This is a genomic window from Streptomyces sp. NPDC107546, assembly GCF_055639175.1.
The window spans coordinates 20112-39014 of record NZ_JBVKBA010000038.1 but is presented as its reverse complement, the minus strand read 5'-3'; the positions used below and the strand labels follow the sequence as shown (position 1 = coordinate 39014).

The 18903-nt window shown below is 69.4% G+C and carries 15 protein-coding genes; 10 read left to right on the top strand and 5 right to left on the bottom strand.

What is annotated here, in order from left to right:
* The first annotated feature begins 70 nt into the window (after positions 1-70).
* Together ACZ7L1_RS33925 and ACZ7L1_RS33920 are read left to right on the top strand one after the other, a co-directional pair.
* The gene (locus tag ACZ7L1_RS33925; RefSeq protein ID WP_471442797.1) at positions 71-1537 is read left to right on the top strand and encodes an aldehyde dehydrogenase family protein; all 1467 of its coding nucleotides are present in this window, start codon (positions 71-73) and stop codon (positions 1535-1537) included.
* A gap of 309 nt (positions 1538-1846) precedes the next feature.
* The gene (locus ACZ7L1_RS33920) at positions 1847-2704 is read left to right on the top strand and encodes a helix-turn-helix transcriptional regulator (protein ID WP_471442795.1); all 858 of its coding nucleotides are present in this window, start codon (positions 1847-1849) and stop codon (positions 2702-2704) included.
* Between the two features lie 123 nt (positions 2705-2827).
* Here the strand turns inward: ACZ7L1_RS33920 and ACZ7L1_RS33915 are convergent, their stop codons facing one another.
* Positions 2828-4558: an FAD-binding protein gene (locus tag ACZ7L1_RS33915; RefSeq protein WP_471442793.1), complete on the bottom strand. Its 1731-nt coding sequence runs from the start codon at positions 4556-4558 to the stop codon at positions 2828-2830.
* A gap of 215 nt (positions 4559-4773) precedes the next feature.
* Here ACZ7L1_RS33915 and ACZ7L1_RS33910 point away from each other — a divergent pair, with 215 nt between their 5' ends.
* The 4 genes from ACZ7L1_RS33910 (at position 4774) to ACZ7L1_RS33895 (ending at position 10566) form a co-directional block, all read left to right on the top strand.
* A complete protein-coding gene (locus tag ACZ7L1_RS33910) occupies positions 4774-7581 on the top strand; it encodes a helix-turn-helix transcriptional regulator (RefSeq protein ID WP_471442791.1) in 2808 nt (935 codons plus the stop codon).
* A gap of 144 nt (positions 7582-7725) precedes the next feature.
* Positions 7726-8460, top strand: coding sequence for a sigma factor (locus ACZ7L1_RS33905; RefSeq protein WP_471442789.1), 735 nt, complete (start codon positions 7726-7728; stop codon positions 8458-8460).
* Positions 8461-9077: 617 nt separating this feature from the next.
* A complete protein-coding gene (locus ACZ7L1_RS33900; RefSeq protein ID WP_471442787.1) occupies positions 9078-9425 on the top strand; it encodes an ArsR/SmtB family transcription factor in 348 nt (115 codons plus the stop codon).
* 373 nt (positions 9426-9798) lie between these two features.
* Positions 9799-10566 (top strand): SDR family NAD(P)-dependent oxidoreductase, encoded by a 768-nt coding sequence (locus ACZ7L1_RS33895; RefSeq protein WP_471442785.1) that lies wholly within the window; start codon positions 9799-9801, stop codon positions 10564-10566.
* Positions 10567-10937: 371 nt separating this feature from the next.
* Here ACZ7L1_RS33895 and ACZ7L1_RS33890 read toward each other — a convergent pair whose 3' ends face one another.
* Together ACZ7L1_RS33890 and ACZ7L1_RS33885 are read right to left on the bottom strand one after the other, a co-directional pair.
* Positions 10938-11300, bottom strand: a complete 363-nt coding sequence (locus ACZ7L1_RS33890; protein ID WP_471442783.1) for a hypothetical protein — start codon at positions 11298-11300, stop codon at positions 10938-10940.
* Between the two features lie 26 nt (positions 11301-11326).
* Positions 11327-11470, bottom strand: coding sequence for a TetR family transcriptional regulator (locus ACZ7L1_RS33885; protein ID WP_471442781.1), 144 nt, complete (start codon positions 11468-11470; stop codon positions 11327-11329).
* 1101 nt (positions 11471-12571) lie between these two features.
* Between ACZ7L1_RS33885 and ACZ7L1_RS33880 the strand changes: the two genes are divergently transcribed.
* Positions 12572-12994, top strand: a complete 423-nt coding sequence (locus ACZ7L1_RS33880) for a hypothetical protein (protein WP_471442779.1) — start codon at positions 12572-12574, stop codon at positions 12992-12994.
* On the opposite strand, the gene ACZ7L1_RS33875 is transcribed toward ACZ7L1_RS33880, so the two are convergent.
* Together ACZ7L1_RS33875 and ACZ7L1_RS33870 are read right to left on the bottom strand one after the other, a co-directional pair.
* Positions 12991-14190 (bottom strand): IS110 family RNA-guided transposase, encoded by a 1200-nt coding sequence (locus ACZ7L1_RS33875; protein WP_471442833.1) that lies wholly within the window; start codon positions 14188-14190, stop codon positions 12991-12993. The genes ACZ7L1_RS33880 and ACZ7L1_RS33875 overlap by 4 nt on opposite strands.
* 349 nt (positions 14191-14539) lie before the next feature.
* Positions 14540-15382, bottom strand: coding sequence for a GNAT family N-acetyltransferase (locus ACZ7L1_RS33870; protein WP_471442777.1), 843 nt, complete (start codon positions 15380-15382; stop codon positions 14540-14542).
* 625 nt (positions 15383-16007) lie between these two features.
* On the opposite strand from ACZ7L1_RS33870, the gene ACZ7L1_RS33865 reads away from it, so the two are divergent.
* The 3 genes from ACZ7L1_RS33865 to ACZ7L1_RS33855 all read left to right on the top strand — a co-directional run bounded on the left by ACZ7L1_RS33865 (position 16008) and on the right by ACZ7L1_RS33855 (position 18801).
* The gene (locus ACZ7L1_RS33865) at positions 16008-17219 is read left to right on the top strand and encodes a serine hydrolase domain-containing protein (RefSeq protein WP_471442775.1); all 1212 of its coding nucleotides are present in this window, start codon (positions 16008-16010) and stop codon (positions 17217-17219) included.
* Between the two features lie 208 nt (positions 17220-17427).
* On the top strand, positions 17428-17883 hold the full coding sequence (locus ACZ7L1_RS33860; protein WP_471442773.1) for a VOC family protein: 456 nt from the start codon (positions 17428-17430) through the stop codon (positions 17881-17883).
* Between the two features lie 51 nt (positions 17884-17934).
* Complete coding sequence (locus tag ACZ7L1_RS33855; RefSeq protein WP_471442771.1) at positions 17935-18801, top strand: SDR family oxidoreductase; 867 nt, start codon at positions 17935-17937, stop codon at positions 18799-18801.
* The last annotated feature ends 102 nt before the right edge of the window (positions 18802-18903 follow it).

The following is an 18903-nucleotide window of genomic DNA, read 5'->3' as shown; positions in this document are numbered from 1 at the left end:
AACCTTCCCGGCTGGAACGGGCGCGGCATGGCATGCAAGTGACGCGGATCATGGGCACGGGAAGGCATGGATGCCTCGTGATGGCCGATGTTCTCTGGGCGGCATGAACGAAAACCCTGCGGTTCCTTTCCCCACGCCGTCCCACTGGATCGACGGCCGCCCTCTCCGGGGTTCCGGACCGTTGACCGACGTGATGAATCCCGCCGACGAGTCGGTGATCGCCGCGGTGCCCGAAGGCACGGCCGAGGACGTGGACAGGGCGGTGGACGCCGCGCGTGCCGCCTTCCCGGGATGGGCGTCGACGTCCCCGCAGCAGCGGGCGGCCTTCATGCGGCGCCTGGCCGAGGGCCTTCAGCAGCATTCCGAGGAGCTGGCCGCCACCATCACCCTGGAGATGGGCGCCCCGATCGGGTTCTCCCGGCAGGCGCAGGTGGGGTTCCCGGTCGCGTCGACCTTGGCCGCGATCACGACGGCCGAGCGGTTCGAGTGGACGGAGGTGGTCGAGAACTCGCTCGTCATCCGCGAACCCATCGGCGTGGTGGGGGCCATCACCCCGTGGAACTTCCCGCTTCAGCAACTGGTGACCAAGGTCGTCCCCGCGATGCTGGCGGGCAACACTGTCGTCCTCAAGCCCTCGGAGAACAGCCCACTGAGCGCCCGTATGTTCGCTGAGATCGCCACCGAGGCGGGTCTGCCGGACGGGGTGTTCAACGTGGTGCAGGGCACCGGCCCGGTGGTCGGCGAGGCACTCTCCCGCCATCCGAAGATCGACATGATCTCCTTCACCGGGTCCACCCGTGCCGGCAGAAACGTCTCCGTCGCCGCCTCCGGCACGGTCAAACGCGTCGCGCTGGAACTGGGCGGCAAGGCGGCCCACATCGTCCTTCCCGAGGCCGACCTCGACTTCGCGGTCCATCGCGGTCTGGCTTATGCCTGGGCCAACGGCGGTCAGGCCTGCGGCGCCTACACGCGCATGCTGGTGCCCGAGTGCCTTCAGGAGACCGTGGTCGAGAAGCTGCGGGACGCGGCCAAGGAGTACGTCGTCGGTGACCCCGCCGACGAGGGCACACGGATCGGCCCGCTCGCCTCGGAGACCCAGCGCCGGCGCGTCGACGACTACATCCGGCGTGCCATCTCCGACGGCGCCACGCTCGTGGTCGGCGGCCCCGGCCGGCCGGAGGGCTTCGAGACCGGTGCCTACGTCAGGCCCACGATCTTCTCCGACGTCGACCCCGAGTCCGTCATCGCCCAGGAGGAGATCTTCGGCCCTGTCCTCGTCGTCATCCCCTACGTCGACGACGACCACGCCGTCGAGATCGCCAACGGCACGATCTACGGCCTCAACGGTGCGGTGACCGGTGACGAGGAGCACGCCATGGCGATCGCCCGGCGCTTGCGCGTCGGCCAGGTCGATGTCAACGGTGGAGCGTACAACTTCCAGGCACCGTTCGGCGGGTACAAGCAGTCCGGCAACGGCCGGGAGATGGGCCGTGTCGGTCTCGAGGAGTTCCTCGAGACCAAGGCGATCACCCGCTGACACACCGCGTCGCCATCACCCCGGGAGGCGAGCCGGGACGCCGACGCTCCTCCCGGGGCGGCGCGGCCGTGGAGGGACTCCCCCTCGCACGGCCGCCGACGCCGTCAGGGATGCCGTCCCTGCGCTCGCGGGGTGCGGGACGGCACACTGTGGCGGGGAATGAGTGGTCCTGGCCGCGTTGCTCATCTGCCCGGAGTACTCCGTCAAGGCCGCGGTCGAGACGGCGCTTCCTCCCGCAAGCCCCGGTCAGGACATCCACGGACCGGCAATCCCGTCGGGGACGGCACCGTCCCGTGAGAAAGGACAGCCATGGCAGATCGGGCAGCACTGGCGGCCTTCCTGCGGGCGCGCCGCGAGGCCCTCCAGCCGGAGGACGTCGGACTGCCCCGCGGGCGCCGCAGGCGTACCGGAGGGCTGCGCCGCGAGGAAGTCGCGGCACTGTGCGACATGTCGGTGGACTACTACAGCCGGCTCGAACAGCCACGGGGTCCCCACCCCTCGGAACAGATGCTCGCCGCGATGGCCCGCGGACTGCACCTGTCACTGGAGGAGCGTGATCTCCTCTTCCAGCTCGCCGGTCACGCCCTGCCTCGCCGGGTGCGGCGCGCCGACCACATCAACCCGGGGATGATGCGCATCCTGGACCGGCTGGAGGACACCCCCGCCCAGGTGGTGAACCACCTGGGCGAGACGCTGAGACAGACGCGCCCGGCGGTGGCGCTGCTGGGTGACGAGACGGCCTACACCGGACCGGCGCGCAGTGCCCACTACCGCTGGTTCACCGACCCGGTCGCCCGCCTGGTCCACCCCGGGGAAGACCACGCCGAGCAGAGCCGTCTGATGGTGGCGGACCTCCACGGCGTCTACATCCGCGACGGCGGCGACTCGCGTGCCGCCGAACTCGTGGACGCGCTGAACAGGGAAAGCCCCGAGTTCGCCGGGATCTGGCGCGAGCGCCCCGTACTGGGACCCTACTGCGCCTCCAAACGCTTCCTGCACCCCCAGGTCGGGACGTTGGAACTGCACTGCCAGACGCTGGTCGACTCCGACCAGTCCCAGCGGCTCGTGGTCTACACCGCGACACCGGGCACCGAGAGCCACACCAACCTGCGCCTGCTGGCCCTCCTGCCGAACGCCGGGGGAGCGTACGTACCGGGCAGACCGTGAGGAGCGTGGCGGGCGCTGCCGGGGTGCCGTCCTGCCCCGCGTCCAGCACGAGGTCGCCGGCCAGGTCGGCGTCGCGGGCGCCGGCAGAAGGCTGCGACGCCCACCCGCCGGCTCCCGGGACTCCTACTCGAGCAACTGCGCGTCGGCCGGGACGCCGTGCATCAACTCGGCGATGTGGGTGGGGATGGGCGGGACGGGTTCGCGGCGCACCCCGGTCGCCGGGGACCACACCAGATTGACGTGCAGGTCGGGGTCGACATCGGGGTGGTCGGACCGGTTGTGACAACCCCGTGTCTCCCGCCGCTCCAACGCGCAAAGAAGTGTCGCGCGAGCGGCGAGAACGGCGGACCTGAGGTCGAAGGCGTACGCGAGGTCCTGGAAGCCGCCGATGTCGATGTGCACGCCCACGTACGCCATGCGGGCCTCGATCGCATCGAGTTCGGCGAGCCCGGCGGCGAGTCCGGCCTCGTCCCGGACGACACCGGCGCGCTCCGTCATCAGGTGCCGCACCGACCGTTGCAGCGCGCGGACGTTCTGGTCACCGTCGGCGGCCACCAGCCGGCTCACGTCCGCCTCCGCGGCGCGAACCGCCGCCGGCGACCGTTGCTGGGAGGTGAGCCCGGCCGAGTACTCCGCCGCGGCCCGGCCGGCGATCCGGCCGTAGACGAGTACTTCGATCAGCGAGTTCTCCTCCAGCCGGTCCGCACCGTGCAGACCACTGGCCGCCTCCCCGACCACGAAGAGCCCGTCGACATCGGTGCTGTGGTCGTCGGGCCGTACCCAGACACCGCCCATGGAGTACTGGGCGGTCGGCGCGACCTCGATCGGGTCACGGGTGATGTCGAGCATCTGAAGGTCCAACAGCGTCTGGTGCACCCGCGGCAGCCGCGTCAGTACCGTCTCACGCGGCAGGTGAGACAGGTCGAGCCACACGCCGCCGGCCCGGGTGCCGCGGCCCTCCTTGATCTCCGTGTAGGACGCCAGCGTGATCCTGTCCCGGTTGCAGAGCTCCATCCGCTCGGCGTCATAGCGCGTCATGAACCGCTCACCGAGGTTGTTGAGGAGGACCCCGCCCTCGTCGCGTGCCGCCTCGCTGACGGGCGTGCCGGCCGCGTTATCCGGCCTCATCAGCCCGAAGGGGTGGAACTGCACCAGCTCGGGATCGCGCAACCGGGCGCCGGCCTCGACGGCGAGGCGGAAGGTGTCGCCGGTGTTCTCGCCCCGACGCGACGACGTGTGCCGCCAGATGCGCGTGTGCCCCCCGGTAGCGAGGATCACGGAGTCGGCGTGCACAAGGTAGTGCGAGCCGTCGACGAGGTCGAACCCATAGGCACCGAAGACCGTCCCGTCGTCGACCAGCAACCGGGTGACGTACACGTTCGACAAGACGGGAACGGCGAGCTGCTCGGCGCGTTCCCGGAGCGTTCGCCGCACCTCCAGGCCGGTGTGCTCGTCGGCGAACGCGGCACGGCGGTACGGGTGGTCGCCGAACCGGTGCCGGGCGGCTGCGCCGCGACCCTGCCGGTCGAGGCGCATGCCGTAGCGCCCCACGTCGTGGAATCCCTGCGCGGCGTGGCGGGCCACGACCTGTGCGGTGCGCGGGTCGGCCAGCGAGTGCCCCGCTCGCAATGTGTCAGCTGCGTGCCGTTCCCACGTTTCTTCGGAGCCGGTGGTGCGGGCTGCCTCGGTCAGGCGTCCGGAAGTCGTCACAGTATGCACATCGTCGGCCGTGTGTTTGGCCACCGCGATGACCGCGATGCCGGCCTCGGCGACTTCGATGGCCGCTCGGAGGCCTGACCCACCGGCTCCCACCACGAGAACGGACGTGGCGAGCTGGTGTCCGAGCGAAGACATGGGACCTCCTGCGGCAGCGGACGGGCGAGATCATAGGCAGTGGTCGACCGGACAGCGGCCTCGTGTGTGACAGCGTCGGAGCATCTTTCGAAGTGGAGTCCGTCACAACAATCCGACACAAGTTGTGGGGGCCGTCCCGGGTATCGTTGTGAGGATCGCTCCGACAACCGTTGTGGCAGCCCTACACCCCGGATTCCTCCAAGGAGCCGCGTCGCATGATCGCCAGCCCGCTTCCCGACCTGGTCGGCCGGCATCGCGAGTGCGCGGCCCTCGACGACCTGCTGGCTGGGCTGCGCGAAGGCGGGTCCCGCGTACTGGTGGTCCGTGGCGAGGCCGGCATCGGGAAGTCGGTGCTCCTGGAATACGTCGCCGCGCAGGCGTCACGGGTGAAGCTGGCTTGGGCACACGGCATCGAGGCCGACATGGAGCTGCCCTACGCGAGCCTGCACCAACTGTGTACGCCGTTCCTGGACGAGCTCGACGAACTGCCCGAACCCCAGCGCGACGCCCTCCGCGTGGCGTTCGGGATGGCGGCCGGGGACCCGCCCGACCGCTTCCTGGTCGGCCTCGCCGTGCTCACACTGCTCACCCGGGCCTCGGAGAGCCGACCGGTGCTCGTCCTGGTCGACGACGCTCAATGGCTGGACCAGGTGTCGTTGCAGACCCTGGAGTTCGTGGCCCGGCGACTGCTCGCCGAGGCCGTCGCGATGGTGTTCGCGGTACGTGACCCCGAGGGGCAGGACGCACTCCACGGTCTGCCGGCACTGCGGATCGGCGGTCTCGACACCGTCGCGGCCGGAGAGCTCCTTGAAACCGCTGTCTGCGGGCGACTGGAGAAGCGGGTCCGCAACCGGTTCGTGGCCGAGATGGGCGGCAACCCGCTCGCGCTGCTCGAATTCTCCCGTGGCCGCAGCGCCGCCGAGCTGGCGTACGGCCTGGACTCGTCGACGTTCCGAAGCGTCCAGGGACCGGTCGCGAGCCGTGTCGAACGGGACTTCGCCAGCCGGCTCGGTTCGCTGCCGCCGGCGACCCGGACGCTGCTGCTGATCGCCGCGGCGGAACCGGTCGGTGACGCGCGACTGCTGGTCCGCGCGGCCGCCACTCTCAAGATCACTCCCAATGCCGCACCGGCCAAGGCGGCCGGCCTGATCGAGTTCGGTGAGTCCGTACGGTTCCGGCACCCGCTGGTCCGTTCGGCGGTCTACCACGGAGCCGAGCCCGAAGAACGCCGAGCGGTGCACCGGGCGTTGGCGGAGGCAACGGACTCGGTCCTGGACCCCGACCGGCGCGCCTGGCACGCCGCCCAGGCCGCCGACGGGCCGGACGAGGAGGTCGCCGCGGGGCTGGAGCAGGCCGCCGACCGCGCGCGGCAGCGCGGCGGGATCGCGGCCGAGGCGGTACTGCTGGAGCGCGCGGCCGAGGTGACGCCGGACCCGTGGCCGCGAGGGCGCCGAGCCCTCGCGGCCGCCGAGGCCCACTTCTCCGCCGCCGCACCCGATCGGGCGACGGAGCTCGCGACAGTGGCCGAACTGTGTCCCCTGAGCGCTCTGGACCGCGCCCGCCTGGCGCGCCTGCGGGCCAGGATCCTGTTCGCCTGCAGCCGTAGCGACGAGGCGGCACCTCTGCTTCTGGAGGCCGCCGCGCAGTTCACCGCAGTCGGGTCGCCACTGGCGCGGGAGACCTACCTGGAGGCGATCAGCGCAACCATCTTCGCGGGCCGGGTCCACGGTCCGACAGGTGCCCGCGCCGCCGCGATCGCGGCCCGCGGGTCCGGCGCGCCCTCCTCGGGCTCCAAGGCCGCCGACCTGCTCCTGGACGGTGTGGCCACGCTCCTCGCGGACGGTTGTGAGACCGGTGTCCCGGCACTGTACGACGCACTGGAGCTGCTCGCACACGAGGAGCTCGGCACCCGGGAGGCGACCGTGCGCTGGCTTCTGCTGGCCCCGGTCGCGCTGGAGGCCTTCATTCACTACGCCTGGGACCTGCACGCGTGGGACACGCTGTCGAGTCGCGCGGTGCGCCTGGCCCGCGACATCGGAGCGCTCGGCGCGCTGCCACCGGCCCTCATCTACGCCGGCGGCGTGCACATCCACTACGGTGATTTCGCCGAGGCAGCCCGGATGATCGACGAAGCCGACGCGCTCGCCGCCGCGACCGGCCACGCCCCGCACAAGTACGCGACGCTCGTCCTGGCCGCGTGGAGAGGCGAGGCGGACGTCGCCGCCGGCATCATCGAAGAAGCCCGGCAGAGGGCCGAACAACGCGGCGAGGTGGGACTGCTGGGCGCCATGGGCTACATCCAGGGCGTGCTGTTCAACGGCCTGGCACGCTACGAGGAGGCCTTGGCGGCCGCCCGAACAGGCATCGACCACGACGGGTTCAACTTCACCGGCCTGTCGCTGGTCGAACACGTCGAGGCCGCCACTCGGTGCGGTGAGCTCGACCAGGCCCGTGCCTCGCTGGCCCGGCTGGTCGAACTCACCCGCGCCGCCGACTCCGGATGGGCTCGCGGCGCCAGCGCCCGCAGTCAGGCCCTCCTCACCGACGGTGACGAGGCCGACCGCCTGTACCGGACCGCGATCGAGGAGTTCGGTCGCGGCAGTGTGGCCGTGGAGGTGGCACGCACCCACCTGCTGTACGGCGAGTGGCTCCGCCGCGGCAACCGCCGTTCGCTGGCCCGGGAGCACCTTCGCACGGCTCACGAGATGTTCGACGGGATGCCCGCCCACGCGTTCGCCGAGCGAGCCCGCCGTGAGCTGCTCGCCACCGGCGAGCACGTCAGAGTGCGGGAGAGCACACCGACGAGTGCCCTCACCCCCCAGGAGTCGCAGGTCGCGACGCTCGCCGCCGACGGCATGACGAACGCGAAGATCGGCGCGGAGCTGTTCATCAGCCCGCACACCGTCGAGTGGCACCTGCGGAAGGTGTACACGAAACTCGGTATCAAATCGCGTCGCGAACTGCCGGGTGCCCTCGCGAGTACCCCGGCCGCGGACACCCGGAACGAGGTGCCGTCCGGCTGAGGGCCGGTGCCGGGCCCCCGGGTGACCCCACGGGGTCCCTACGGACTCGACCACGGGTACCAAGGGCGCGGTGAGCGGTGCCTCGGGCCGAGGGTGGAAGACAACGCCCCCGAGGGGCGTCCGCCCGCGAAGAGAGGTCCCCGAATGTCCGCGCCCAGCCCGGAGACGACGACGCCGACCGAACCCCCGGTCGCCCGGCCGGGCGAGGACGACCTGGACATCGCCCTCGACACCTTCCTGGCCCAGCGGACACGACTGTTCCGCATCGCCTACCAGATTCTCGGTGACGTCTCGGCAGCCGAAGACGTGGTGCAGGAGGTGTGGCTGCGCTGGCAGCTCACCCACCGCGTGGAGATCAACAATCCGGCCGCGTTCCTGACCACGGCCACGACCCGTCTGGCAATCAACGTCGTCCAGTCCGCGCGGCACCGTCACGAGACACCGGCCGAGCCGCAGTTGGCCGACCTCGGCGACCGGGCCGCCCAAGATCCCATGCTGTGTGCCGAGCGAACCGTGGCGGTCGAGGCGGCCCTGGCCTTGCTCATGGCGAGGCTGACCCCGGACCGGCTGGCCGCCTACGTGCTGCGGAAGGGCTTCGACTACGCCTATGCCGATCTGGCGGGGCTGCTTCGGATCAGTGTCCAGAACGCACGAGTGGTGGTCCACCGAGCGCAGGCCCGGCTCGAGTGCGGCCGCGAACGGCCGGTCCCCGCTGAGTCGCACCGTCGTCTCGTGTCCGCGTTCCGGACCGCGGCCAGCACCGGTGACCTGGAAGACCTCATCCGGTTGCTCGTCCCCGACAGCCGTGTGCACCGCCTGCTGTCGCCGGCCCCTGGATCGCCCTCGTCCGGGTCACCAACCGCCCGCCACGCTGCGTGAGAGGAGACGAGGCGTACATGGCGCGTTGGCTCAGTAAGCGTGCGGGGGTCTCGACAGCTCCGCTGGTGGTCGACGATATCGGTAGGTCCTTCACCTGGCAGGACGCACGGGAGTATCCCCGTGTCCTTCTGCCGTCAGCCGCTGGAGGAGGTGGACGAACGGCGGACAGGCCTCGATCTTTGACATGCGGCTGCGACGGCACCTGGCCCGCCACTGATGGGGAGCACGAACGGCGCGACCCATGCGAAGCCACGGTCGCGCGCCGACGTCGCTGCCGTGCCCGCCCGCAGCGCGCAGTAACGTGACTGCCGGATGACGGCACGGGGAAAGCACGCGAAACCGTGGCACGGCCTGCCACCCGGCAAGTTCCCCGGCTCACGCGCATCCCTGGAGCGCTCACCCGCCAGGAGGCTGGTCCGTCGGCCGGACCCGCGGTCTGATGGCTGCGAAGGAGCCGGAACAGTCTCCCGGCCGAGCCGGTGGTACACGGACAGAACCGAGGAAGCGCGGCGCTCATGACAGCCCGAGCCGTGATCTGGAGCACTGGGCTCTCACCGGTGTGTTCATGATCGCGAGCGATGTTCGACACGTGCCGAACGCCCGGTAGCATGGTCGGCATGCCGGACCACTCGTCTCCTGCCGACAGCGAGATCGCCCTGCCGCGCCTGCTCGGAGTGCTGAGCGACCCGACTCGGCTGGGGATCGTCCGCATCCTGTCCGACGGCGCCGAGCGCGGATGGGGGCAATTCAGCGCCCCCGTCGCCAAGTCCACTCTCAGTCATCATCTCAAGATGCTGCGCGAGGCGGGTGTCACGCAGACCCGTCAGGAGGGCACGCGCTGCTATGTGAAGCTGAGGCATGACGCCCTCGAGGCCCGTTTCCCCGGCCTCTTGCCGGCACTGCTGTCCGCCGCTGTCAGCGACAACATCGGAGACCATGTCACCGAGCGCGACGAACCGGCGTAACGACGTCACTGTCGGCGCCCCGTACTCAACGAGCTGTGTGTTCCCGGGCGGGTGACCCGTCGCTGTAGGGGTTGTGACGCGCGCTGCCGCCGGACTTGGCGTGCGCCGCACTGCTCGCGGTGTGCCGTGGTACCCATGCCGCCTTGTGCCATGGTGTCGAACAACCGCGCCTCTCGGCGTCCGGCATGCTCCAGTCCCTGTGGAGTGTGACACGCCGTGAGCTCGTCGCCCGGCGAAGCCCCTTGCTGACCTGCGCGGGCCGCCCCGGTGCCCTACGGCTGTGGTCGTCACTCTGCAACTTCCCCGTTTGACGAGGACCCGAAGCCTTTCCATAATGTTCTATGTACAACGAACATCGAACAAGGATGGCTTCATGCTTGCGGACTCCCTCGACCGGACCTTCTCCGGCCATGTCGCGATCGTCACCGGCGCCGGATCCGGCATCGGCCGGGGCACGGCCATCGCCTTCGCTGAGGCCGGCGCCCACGTACTCGGTGTGGGGCGGCGTGAGGCACCGTTGAAAGAGACGGCCGCGGCCCACGACAACATCGACGTCCTGGCCATCGACATATGCGGCGACGGAGCACCTGCCAAGGTTGTCAGTGCCGCCGTGGAACGCTGGGGCCGCCTCGACCACCTCATCAACAACGCCGGCGCGACGGCGGTCATGCCACTGGCGGAGACCGACAAGCAGACGATCGTCGATCTGCTCGCGCTCAACGTCGTCGCTCCGAGCCTGCTGGCCCACGAGGCCCTGCCCCACCTGCGGAGGACCTCCGGGACGATCATCAATCTCTCCAGTACCTACGGTCACCGCCCCATGGCAGGCGGCGCGCACTACTCGGCCACCAAGGCGGCCGTCGAGCAGATGACGCGGAGCTGGGCCCTCGAGCTCGCCGGCGAAGGTGTTCGGGTCAACTCGGTTGCTCCCGGCCCCACCCGGACCGACGTCATGCTGCACGCCGGCCTCACGCCGGAGGCCGCCAACGACATGTACGCCTACGAGCGTGACCGTATCCCCACGCACCACATCGCGAGCGCTGACGAGGTGGCCCACTGGATCCTTCGTATGGCCGACCCCGCCGGGCGTCATGCGACCGGTCAGGTGATCACCGTCGACGGAGGGCTGGAACTCATCTGACTCCACTGCCCCCGGCCCGCTCCCGACGGCTCGTCATGATCTCACGTGGGCCGGGGAGATCCGCCAGAACCCGTCAGCCGCGTGAGGGTGCCTGCGGCGTACGGCGGCCGTAGAGTCGAACCTGTTTCCGGAGGAGGACCTCGATGCGTAGCGGGGGCGGCCGCGTCGGGCCTGATCCGACGAGTATCGGGCCGGGGTGTACGCGGTGCTGGTCGGCGGCGGCATCGCGTTCCCTGCGTCTGCCCGCACCCGCTCCCGACGGTGAGGGACGCCGAACCGGTCCCCGGCGAGCGCTCGACCGTAGTGGCGCCGTCGGCTGAGCGCCGGTGAGACGGGTCCCGGGGGAGCAGCGAGGCGGTCGGCGCGCCGGGTCAACCGGACGCCGCGGTGGCTCCGTCGATGAGGCGGTCGGCTGCCGCGTCGGTACGGGCGACGTCATGGGTCACCAGGCGGTCCTGGCACAATCCGCGCAGGCCGGAGACGAGTAGCGTGGCCGCGGCCCGTGCCTGCTCCGGCGGGTGGCCCAGCCGGGCGTAGGCGGCGGTGATCGGGCCGATCATGACCTCGACGGTGTCGGAGGCCAACGCGCCGTACTGCTGCGGGTCGGTAACGGCCAGGCTCAGCAACTGCAACAGCATGCGGACCGGTCCGGCCTGTTCCCCCACGGTCATCGCCTCCCACAGCGCGCGGGCGGCCCGGCGCAGGCTGGCCGTGTCGTGGACGTCGTCGAACATCGCATGGGCGTCGGGCCGGTTGGCGATCAGTACCTGTGTGGCAGGTTTTCACGACTGCCGAAGTAGTACAGAAGCATTCGTTTGGTGGTGCCGATGGATTCGGCGAGCGGGCTCAGCGACATCTGGGCGAGTCCGTGATCTTGAAGCTGCGCCACCACCTGCTGCAGCAACTCGGCGCGTTATTCGACATTGACTGGGCGAGGCATGACTTTGACTGTACCGGTAGGTACGCACAGAGTCCGCAGAGTGTTGTTGTGCCGATCGTTACATTAACTGGACGTTCGCGCCAGCGACGGTCGAGTGCGAAGGACATGAAGGGATCTCATGGAGCGGGCTGCACTACGGGAAGCGGTCACGAAGCGTGGAGCCGCAGGACGTGACCCAGTCGTCCCCCTGCCGAGGCTCGGCCGCGCACCGGTTCGCGGCGTCCGGGAGGGGGTCCTGTGAGGCACCGCAAGGAGCACACCGAGCCGGACGCCCAGGGCATCCGTCCGGCACTGGAGTGAGGGATGCGGACGGGCGTCAGCGCACGGAGACGACCGTCAGGGCCTTGACGGGGCCGGCGCCACGCAGGGTGAGGTCGAACAGCAGATCTCCCTGCCCAGGGCGCAGGCCAGCCGTGTGACCAGGGGCGATCTCACGTTCCGGGCCCTGCCGGCGCTCGCCCTGACGTGGCCCGTGGATGACGGTGACGTACACGGTGGACGGCCCGGCGTTGCGTATCTACACCTGTGTGGTCTTAGAACAGCGCCGCGGCGCGTCGGGCGCCGGGCACACGTAACGCAGGTCACCGAAGCCGTACGTGCCGCAGGACAGCTCCTGGTCGGCGGGGAGGACGGAACGGCAGGTGCGCCCGGCGCCGACACGGTCGTCACCCGTGTCGGCGCCGTCGTGCGGGAGTGAGATGCCGAGGGCGACCAGGGTCAGGGCGGCACAGGCCAGCCACGTGGCGGCCGATATACGTTCGGGGCGTCTGCGAGCGGCTAACAGCGCGGAGTGACGTACGGCGTTCACTGGAGTCCTCGACACGGTTCGGCGGGTTCACACCGTCGGCCAACATTGTGTTGACAGGGTTCTCTCACCATGACCAAGCATCGAGTGAATCTGTGACACGGACGCGCCTGCCCCGTCTTCCGCCAGTGTGCGGTAGCGCTGCGGCGCCGATGACGCACATCGTCCGCCGGCCCCTGAAACGGGCCCGCGGGGGGGTGCCCCTATCTCTTTGGTCAAGGCGGATGGGTGCTGGTTCGGGCGTCTGGAACGATGTGTCTGTGCATGCTGATGATCAGGTTGGCGAGGGTGTCTCTGCGGACCTCGCGGTGTTTCTCCGGAACGCCTGCGACGGCCGTTCGGTGAAGATCGTTCCTTCGGTCTGCGGCGGGTGCGGCGGGCGCGTGTTCTCCGTGCTCGTTGACGATGTCGAGGGCGGAGCCGAGCGGGTGTGCACTGGTTGCGGCGGCCGCGCGTTCATCGCGGATAGCGAGGAGTTCTGGGAGGACGCTGATCCTGGCGAGGCCGGCTGCCCGTGCGGGAGCGAGGAGTTCGAGACGGCAGTCGGGTTCTCGCTCGCCGGCGACGGGTCGGTCCGCTGGGTGACCGTTGGGCTGCGGTGCCAGAAAGACGGTGCCGTGGGGGTTTATGCCGACTGGAAGGTCGACTACAGCCCCACGGATCACCTTCTGACCATGGTCTAGGTCTGCGGAGCGACCGCCCGAACAGGCTGCGGTTCGTCGAAGGTGCCGTCCCGGAGCATCGCGAAGAGGACGTCTGCCCGGCGCCGGGCGAGGCAGAGCAGGGCCTGCGTGTGGTGCTTGCCCTGTCTGATCTTCTTGTCGTAGTAGGCCCGCGATGCCGGGTCGCGCAAGGCAGCGAATGCGGAGAGGAAGAAAGCTCGCTTGAGCTGCTTGTTCCCCCTCCGGGACGGCTGTTCGCCGCGGATCGAGGACCCTGAACTGCGGGTTGCCGGGGCGAGGCCGGCGTAAGTGGCGAGGTGGCCTGCGGTCGGGAAGGTGCGGCCGTCTCCGACCTCGATCAGGATGGGGGCTCCGGTCCTGACGCCGACTCCCGGCATGGACGTCAGGACCTTCGAAAGAGGGTGAGCCTCCAGGAGTTCCTCGATCCGCCCGGCGAGCAGCTTGCGCTGGTCAAGAACGGCGGCCAGGCTTGGGACGATCAGCGCGGCCGCCTCGGTGCCGGGGACGGTGACGGTCTGTTCGTCCAGAGCGGTGAAAATGTCCTCGACCAGCCGCTCGGCCATCCTTGGGGCCTTCGGCCGTAACAGCGTGACCAGCTGGCGCCGCCCGGCCTTGCGGATCTGGGCCGGAGACCCGAACCGCTCCAGCAAGGCCAGGACAGCCGGGTGCTGCAACCGCGGCCCCAGGACCTGCTCCAGCGAGGGATGGATCTGAGTCAGCAGACCGTGCAGCCGGTTCGCGACCCGGGTCGCTTCGCCGGAAAGGTCGTCATCGAACCCGACGATCATCTCCAGTTCGGCGATCGTCTCGTCCTCGCCGTCGATCGCCCGCAGCGTGTGGGGCATCGCGCGGGCGGCGTCGGCGATGATGAACGCGTCCTTCTCGTCCGTCTTGGCCTCGCCCGGGTAGAGGTCGGCGATCCGCCGCATCGTCAGGCCGGGCAGGTAGGCGACCGGGCAGCCCATGTCGCGGGCGACGGCCAGCGGCAGGGCTCCGGTCGAGGCCGGCTGGTCGACCACGACCAGCACCGTTCCGTGTTTGGCCTGGAGTTTCGCGAACAGTTCGCGGAGTTTGGGTTCGGTGTTGGGCAGGCGCTTGTCGAAGGCTTTCTTCCCGGCCGGTGTGACGGCGGTGGCGTGGTGTTCGCCCTTGCCGACGTCCAGGCCGAGGAAGACGTCGATGTCGCCGGTGTCCATCACGTGCAGGCCCCTCCATCACGCCTTCGTCCGGCCTGCCTCGGCACCGAGCTGCCACATCCACGTTACGGAGAGCTCTTCCGGCTCGGGTGAAGCCGGTGCTCAAGCCCCGCATCAGCGGTCCGTCGATGCCTCCGGACCCGGTGACACCACCCCCCGGATCATCAACAACAAGGGGGGGAAGTCATGCCGGACCCGAAGGCCGGAGGCCCCATTGTGGAGCCACGAAAACGGTAACGGGGGGGCCAGCCGTGCCTGCCAGTCTCCGTGCGGCTGCCGCAACGTCGTGACGTGACAGGTGGCGCCGTTGTCGTACGGCACCACCGGCGTCACCACTGCGGGCGGCGGTTCAGGCCGGGAAGGCGAACACGCGGTACTCGGAAAGCGTTGTGAAGCCGAAGCGCCGGCACAGCGGCTCTCCCGCTGGGCTCGCCACGAGCGCGGCGGAGCGCATCCCTCTTTCCTGCCCCGTCCGGAGCCCGGCGACCGTCAACGCTGCACCGATGCCCCGCCGGCGATGCGCTTCGGCCACGTGCACGAGGAAGATCCCGGCCACCCCGTGGGCGTTGATCACCACCGTCGACCCGACCACCCGGCCGTCCAGTACCGCGGCCAGCCGGACGATGTCCGCGTTGTCCTCGCGTTGCGACTCGATGCGTACCATCTCCGGCTCCAGGCCGGGCGCGATACCCATCGACGTCCGGTACGTCCGGACCAGCTCAGCCAGCCGTTCGCCGTCCCACACCGTCTCCACCCGCAGGCCGGCGCGTGCACCGTCCTGACCGGTCTCATCGAGCGTCTCGGCCGGGTGGCCGAGCGGCCTCGCCAGCACCGGCAGGACCGCGAGCTCCTGTCCGCCGTGGCGCCGCAGGGCGTCAGCGGTGTCCTCGGGGCTGTCGGGCCCGACCCACCACCACCAGGGAAGACCCGCCAGGTCCCGGCGGACGCCCGCCACGGCCGACCCGATCGCGGACGTGGACCGCACGCGCACCACGCCGTTGAACTGCGGGGTGGCGAGCCCGCTGCGGAACTGATCGACATCGGAACCTGGGTGGCTGTCTGCGTCCCATCCCATGAGGTACTGGCGGAAGTTGGCGAACACCGACGCCATCGGCCCGGGGTTCCGGGCAATCTCCCGGATGTGCGTCCGGTCATCGTCTGGCGTGCCGATCGCCCCTGCTGCATGCATCATGAACACGGCCTTCTTGCGTCGCGGGTTCTGACGGGGGCTCGGTGAGTGTAGTGCCATACGGGGTGAGGTTCCCGGCGGAAGGTCCAGGATGAGGCGGTACCCTCTACGGCCGCGCACCAGGCGCTCTGCCGCCCCCGGGTCTCCGGGAGCCCCAGTACTGCGACGAGCACCAGGACATACCCGAGGGCTCCGACGCCCATGGCCGCCTTCAGACCGAACACCGAGGAGAGCGCTCCGAACATGGAGACGTCGTTGACGACTCCGACGCCCGTGCCGCGCACCCGGCTGGGGAACAACTCGCCGAAGTAGACGCCGTTCCCCGCCCTGTCCGGGCTGGCCCGGACCTACGGCCAGATGCTGCTGTTCTGGTGCTGGGAGTGCCCTTGGGGATGGCGGCGTGCGGATCACCGGCCGGTACCGCCCCCCAGAGCCCCACCCACCACCGAGGCCGGCAGGGTCACCGTCATGCCACTGTGCCCACCGTGTGCGTTATGGTCTTGGCCAGCGCTGTCCAGCCCATGACTGTCCTCCGGAGCGAGGATCAGCGACGGCTGTCGTCAGGGACCGTCCTACGGCCTGCAGGTTGCTTTCAGCGTTTTCACCCGATCACGTCAAAAGGAATCGGATGCGCATCAAAAACGCGAGCGTCGTGCTCGCAGGTACCGCCGTACTGGCCGCTTTGGCCGTGACACCCGCCGGTGCCGCCACCACCAGCCTTCCCAGCCCATCGGTCACGGGTGTGCTCGCCGTGCAGAAGCAGGCGATGGCTTACGGGGCGCCAGGCGCGCTCACCCGCATCGACTCCGGTGCCTCCAGCTATCAGATCTCCGTGGGGAAGGCGGACACCGCCGCCGGCACCGTGATGGACGCCGACCGCAGGTTCCGCGTCGGCAGCGTCAGCAAGAGCTTCACCACCGTGGTACTGATGCAACTCGTCGCCGAGGGCCGCATCGACCTGGACGCGTCGGCGAACGACTACCTCCCCAAGCCCCTGCCGGACGACCGCATCACCGTACGGCATCTGCTGAGCCACCGCAGTGGCCTGTGGGACTACACGAACGACATGTTCTACCACACCGTCCCGGGCTTCGAGGCTGTCCGGAACAAGGTGTTCACGTTCCAGGAACTGATCGACCTATCGACTGCGCACCAGCCCACCAACCAGCCGGGGGCCGCCTACAGTTACTCCAACACCAACTTCGTGGTGCTGGGCCAGATGATCGAGCACGTCACCAGTGTGCCGATGGCCACGCAGTACGACCAGCGGATCTTCCAGCCGCTCGGCCTGAAGAACACCTCCTACGTGCATCCGCGGACGACCATCACGGGCTCCTACGCGCGGGGCTACGTCCGGGACGACGACCCCACGCTGCCGTTGGTGGACTCGACCGAGCAGACCGTCTCCTGGGCTCAGTCCGCCGGAGCCGTGATCTCGAACTCGGCGGATCTGAACCGGTTCTTCACCGCGGTCGTCACCGGCAGGCTCGTCCCCCAGCCGCAGTTGCAGGAGATGATGAGCATGGTCCCGGTGAACGCGGACGGCACCCAGTCCTACGGGCTCGGCCTGCGAGGCAGGAAGCTTTCCTGCGGGGTGACGGTCTACGGTCACACCGGCACCGTTCAGGGCTACTACACGTACGCCTTCACGACGGCCGACGGTACGCGCAGCATGACGTCGATGGCGAACACCTCCAACAACGGCACCGTCAACACCACCCTCGGCGGCACCCTGGAGGCCGCGTTCTGCGGCGTGGACCCCGTCAAGAACAGCAAGGTCACCCGCTCCGGCGGTGAGCCTTTCACCGAAGACGTCGCCCCCCAGATCGTCCGCCACTGAGGCTCCCACACACCCGGGCGGTGACCTGGTCGCCCCCGGGGTGCCGCGGCGCCGGCCCGCGGAGGCCGGCGCCGCGGACTCGCCCCTCCGTGGACCGGGGGCGTTCTGTTCCTCAGACCTTCGTCACGGACGCCCGCTGGTGTCACAGACCGGGTGCCTGTCCGGTCACACCTTCAGCCACCCGGACCCATGAAAGGGATGACGGACGATGACACCTCACGGGGATCTCCCCGCACCGCAGCAGGGCCTCCTTCTCACGCACTTCCTGACGGTGCGCGATGTCGCGGTCTCCCGCCGTTTCTACGCCGATGTCTTCGGCGGCGAGGTCGTGATGAAGGAGAATCCGGCGATCGTCAAGGTCGCCAACACCTGGATCATCATGAACCCCGGTGGCGGTCCCACCCCCGACAAGCCAGGGGTCACACTGGAGGCACCACGAAGTGGTGAGCGTGTTTCCAGTTTCCTCAATGTGCGAGTGGCCGACATCGCTGCCTTCCACGCGCATGCCGTCGCGAACGGTGCCGACTTCCTCACCGAGCCCATTGACCGCGGATCCGAGCTGCGCTGCTACTTCCGTGACCCCGACGGCTACCTCATCGAGGTGGGTCAGTCCACCGGTCTGCTCGTGGGGATCCACGCGTCCACCCCGGAAGAGTCCAGTTGAGCACCGCCACGCGGTCCCGTTCATAGGGGGAGTTCCCGGATGAAGGTCGTTGTGTTCGACGACGGCGGGCTCATAGGCGCCGAGACCGCTCTCTGGGTCAGGGATCACGGACACGAGGTCGACCTGATCTCGGCACCCGGCGGTCTTGACGCGCTCGCACGAGAAGAGATCGCCGAGTCCCTGCGCCATTGTTCGGTAGTGATCGACCTCTCTCGTCAGCCGTCCCTGAACACCGGGATCGTCACCGATGATCACGGCCTAGTCATGGACGAGGAGGCCCTCGTCGCGTCATGGCGACGTTCCACCAGCGCCCTCCTCCAGGCCGAGACGGCCGCCGGTGTCGAACACCATGTCTCCCTGTCCGTGGTAGGTGTGGACCGTATAAGAAGTGAGGGTGCCTTCCGCGCCCTCCAGGCGCACGAAACCATGATTCAGCGGTCCGGCATTTCCTATTCCATCGTGCGTTCCACGCAGATATTCGAGTCGGCCGAGGACATAGCGACCGCAGGCACCGAGGACTGGATCGTCTGGGTGCCACCGGTCGAAGTGCGCCCGGTGTCCCCGACCGACGTGGCCGTCCTGCTTGCGCATACCGCCGTGTCCCGACCCCTGATCGGCGTCCGTGAGATCGCCGGCCCTGAGAATTTCAGGCTGGACGCGTTCGTGCGTGCCGCCCTGACCACCGTGCATGCGGAGCACCGCCATGTCCTCACGGACGTCCGCAGCCCCTTCTTCGGCGCGCGTCTTCGGCCCACGGACCTTCTGCCAGGTGCGGACGCCTTCGTCGCGCGGACGAGCTACCGCGAATGGTGCGCCAGTCGACCCGGGCGGGAGAGCGTCGAGACGCCTGGAAGCGGTGAGTCCCCGGACGGCGCCAAAAGGCCCCGTCACGGATCGTCCGACGAAGGCTGCTGCTGAGAACGAAGTACTCGAATCGCATGGGACCAACGCCGTCTGACGTGTCTCAGAGGCTGGACTGCGGCCTTCCAGGGCGTGTGAGTGACAGCAACTCCCACTTGA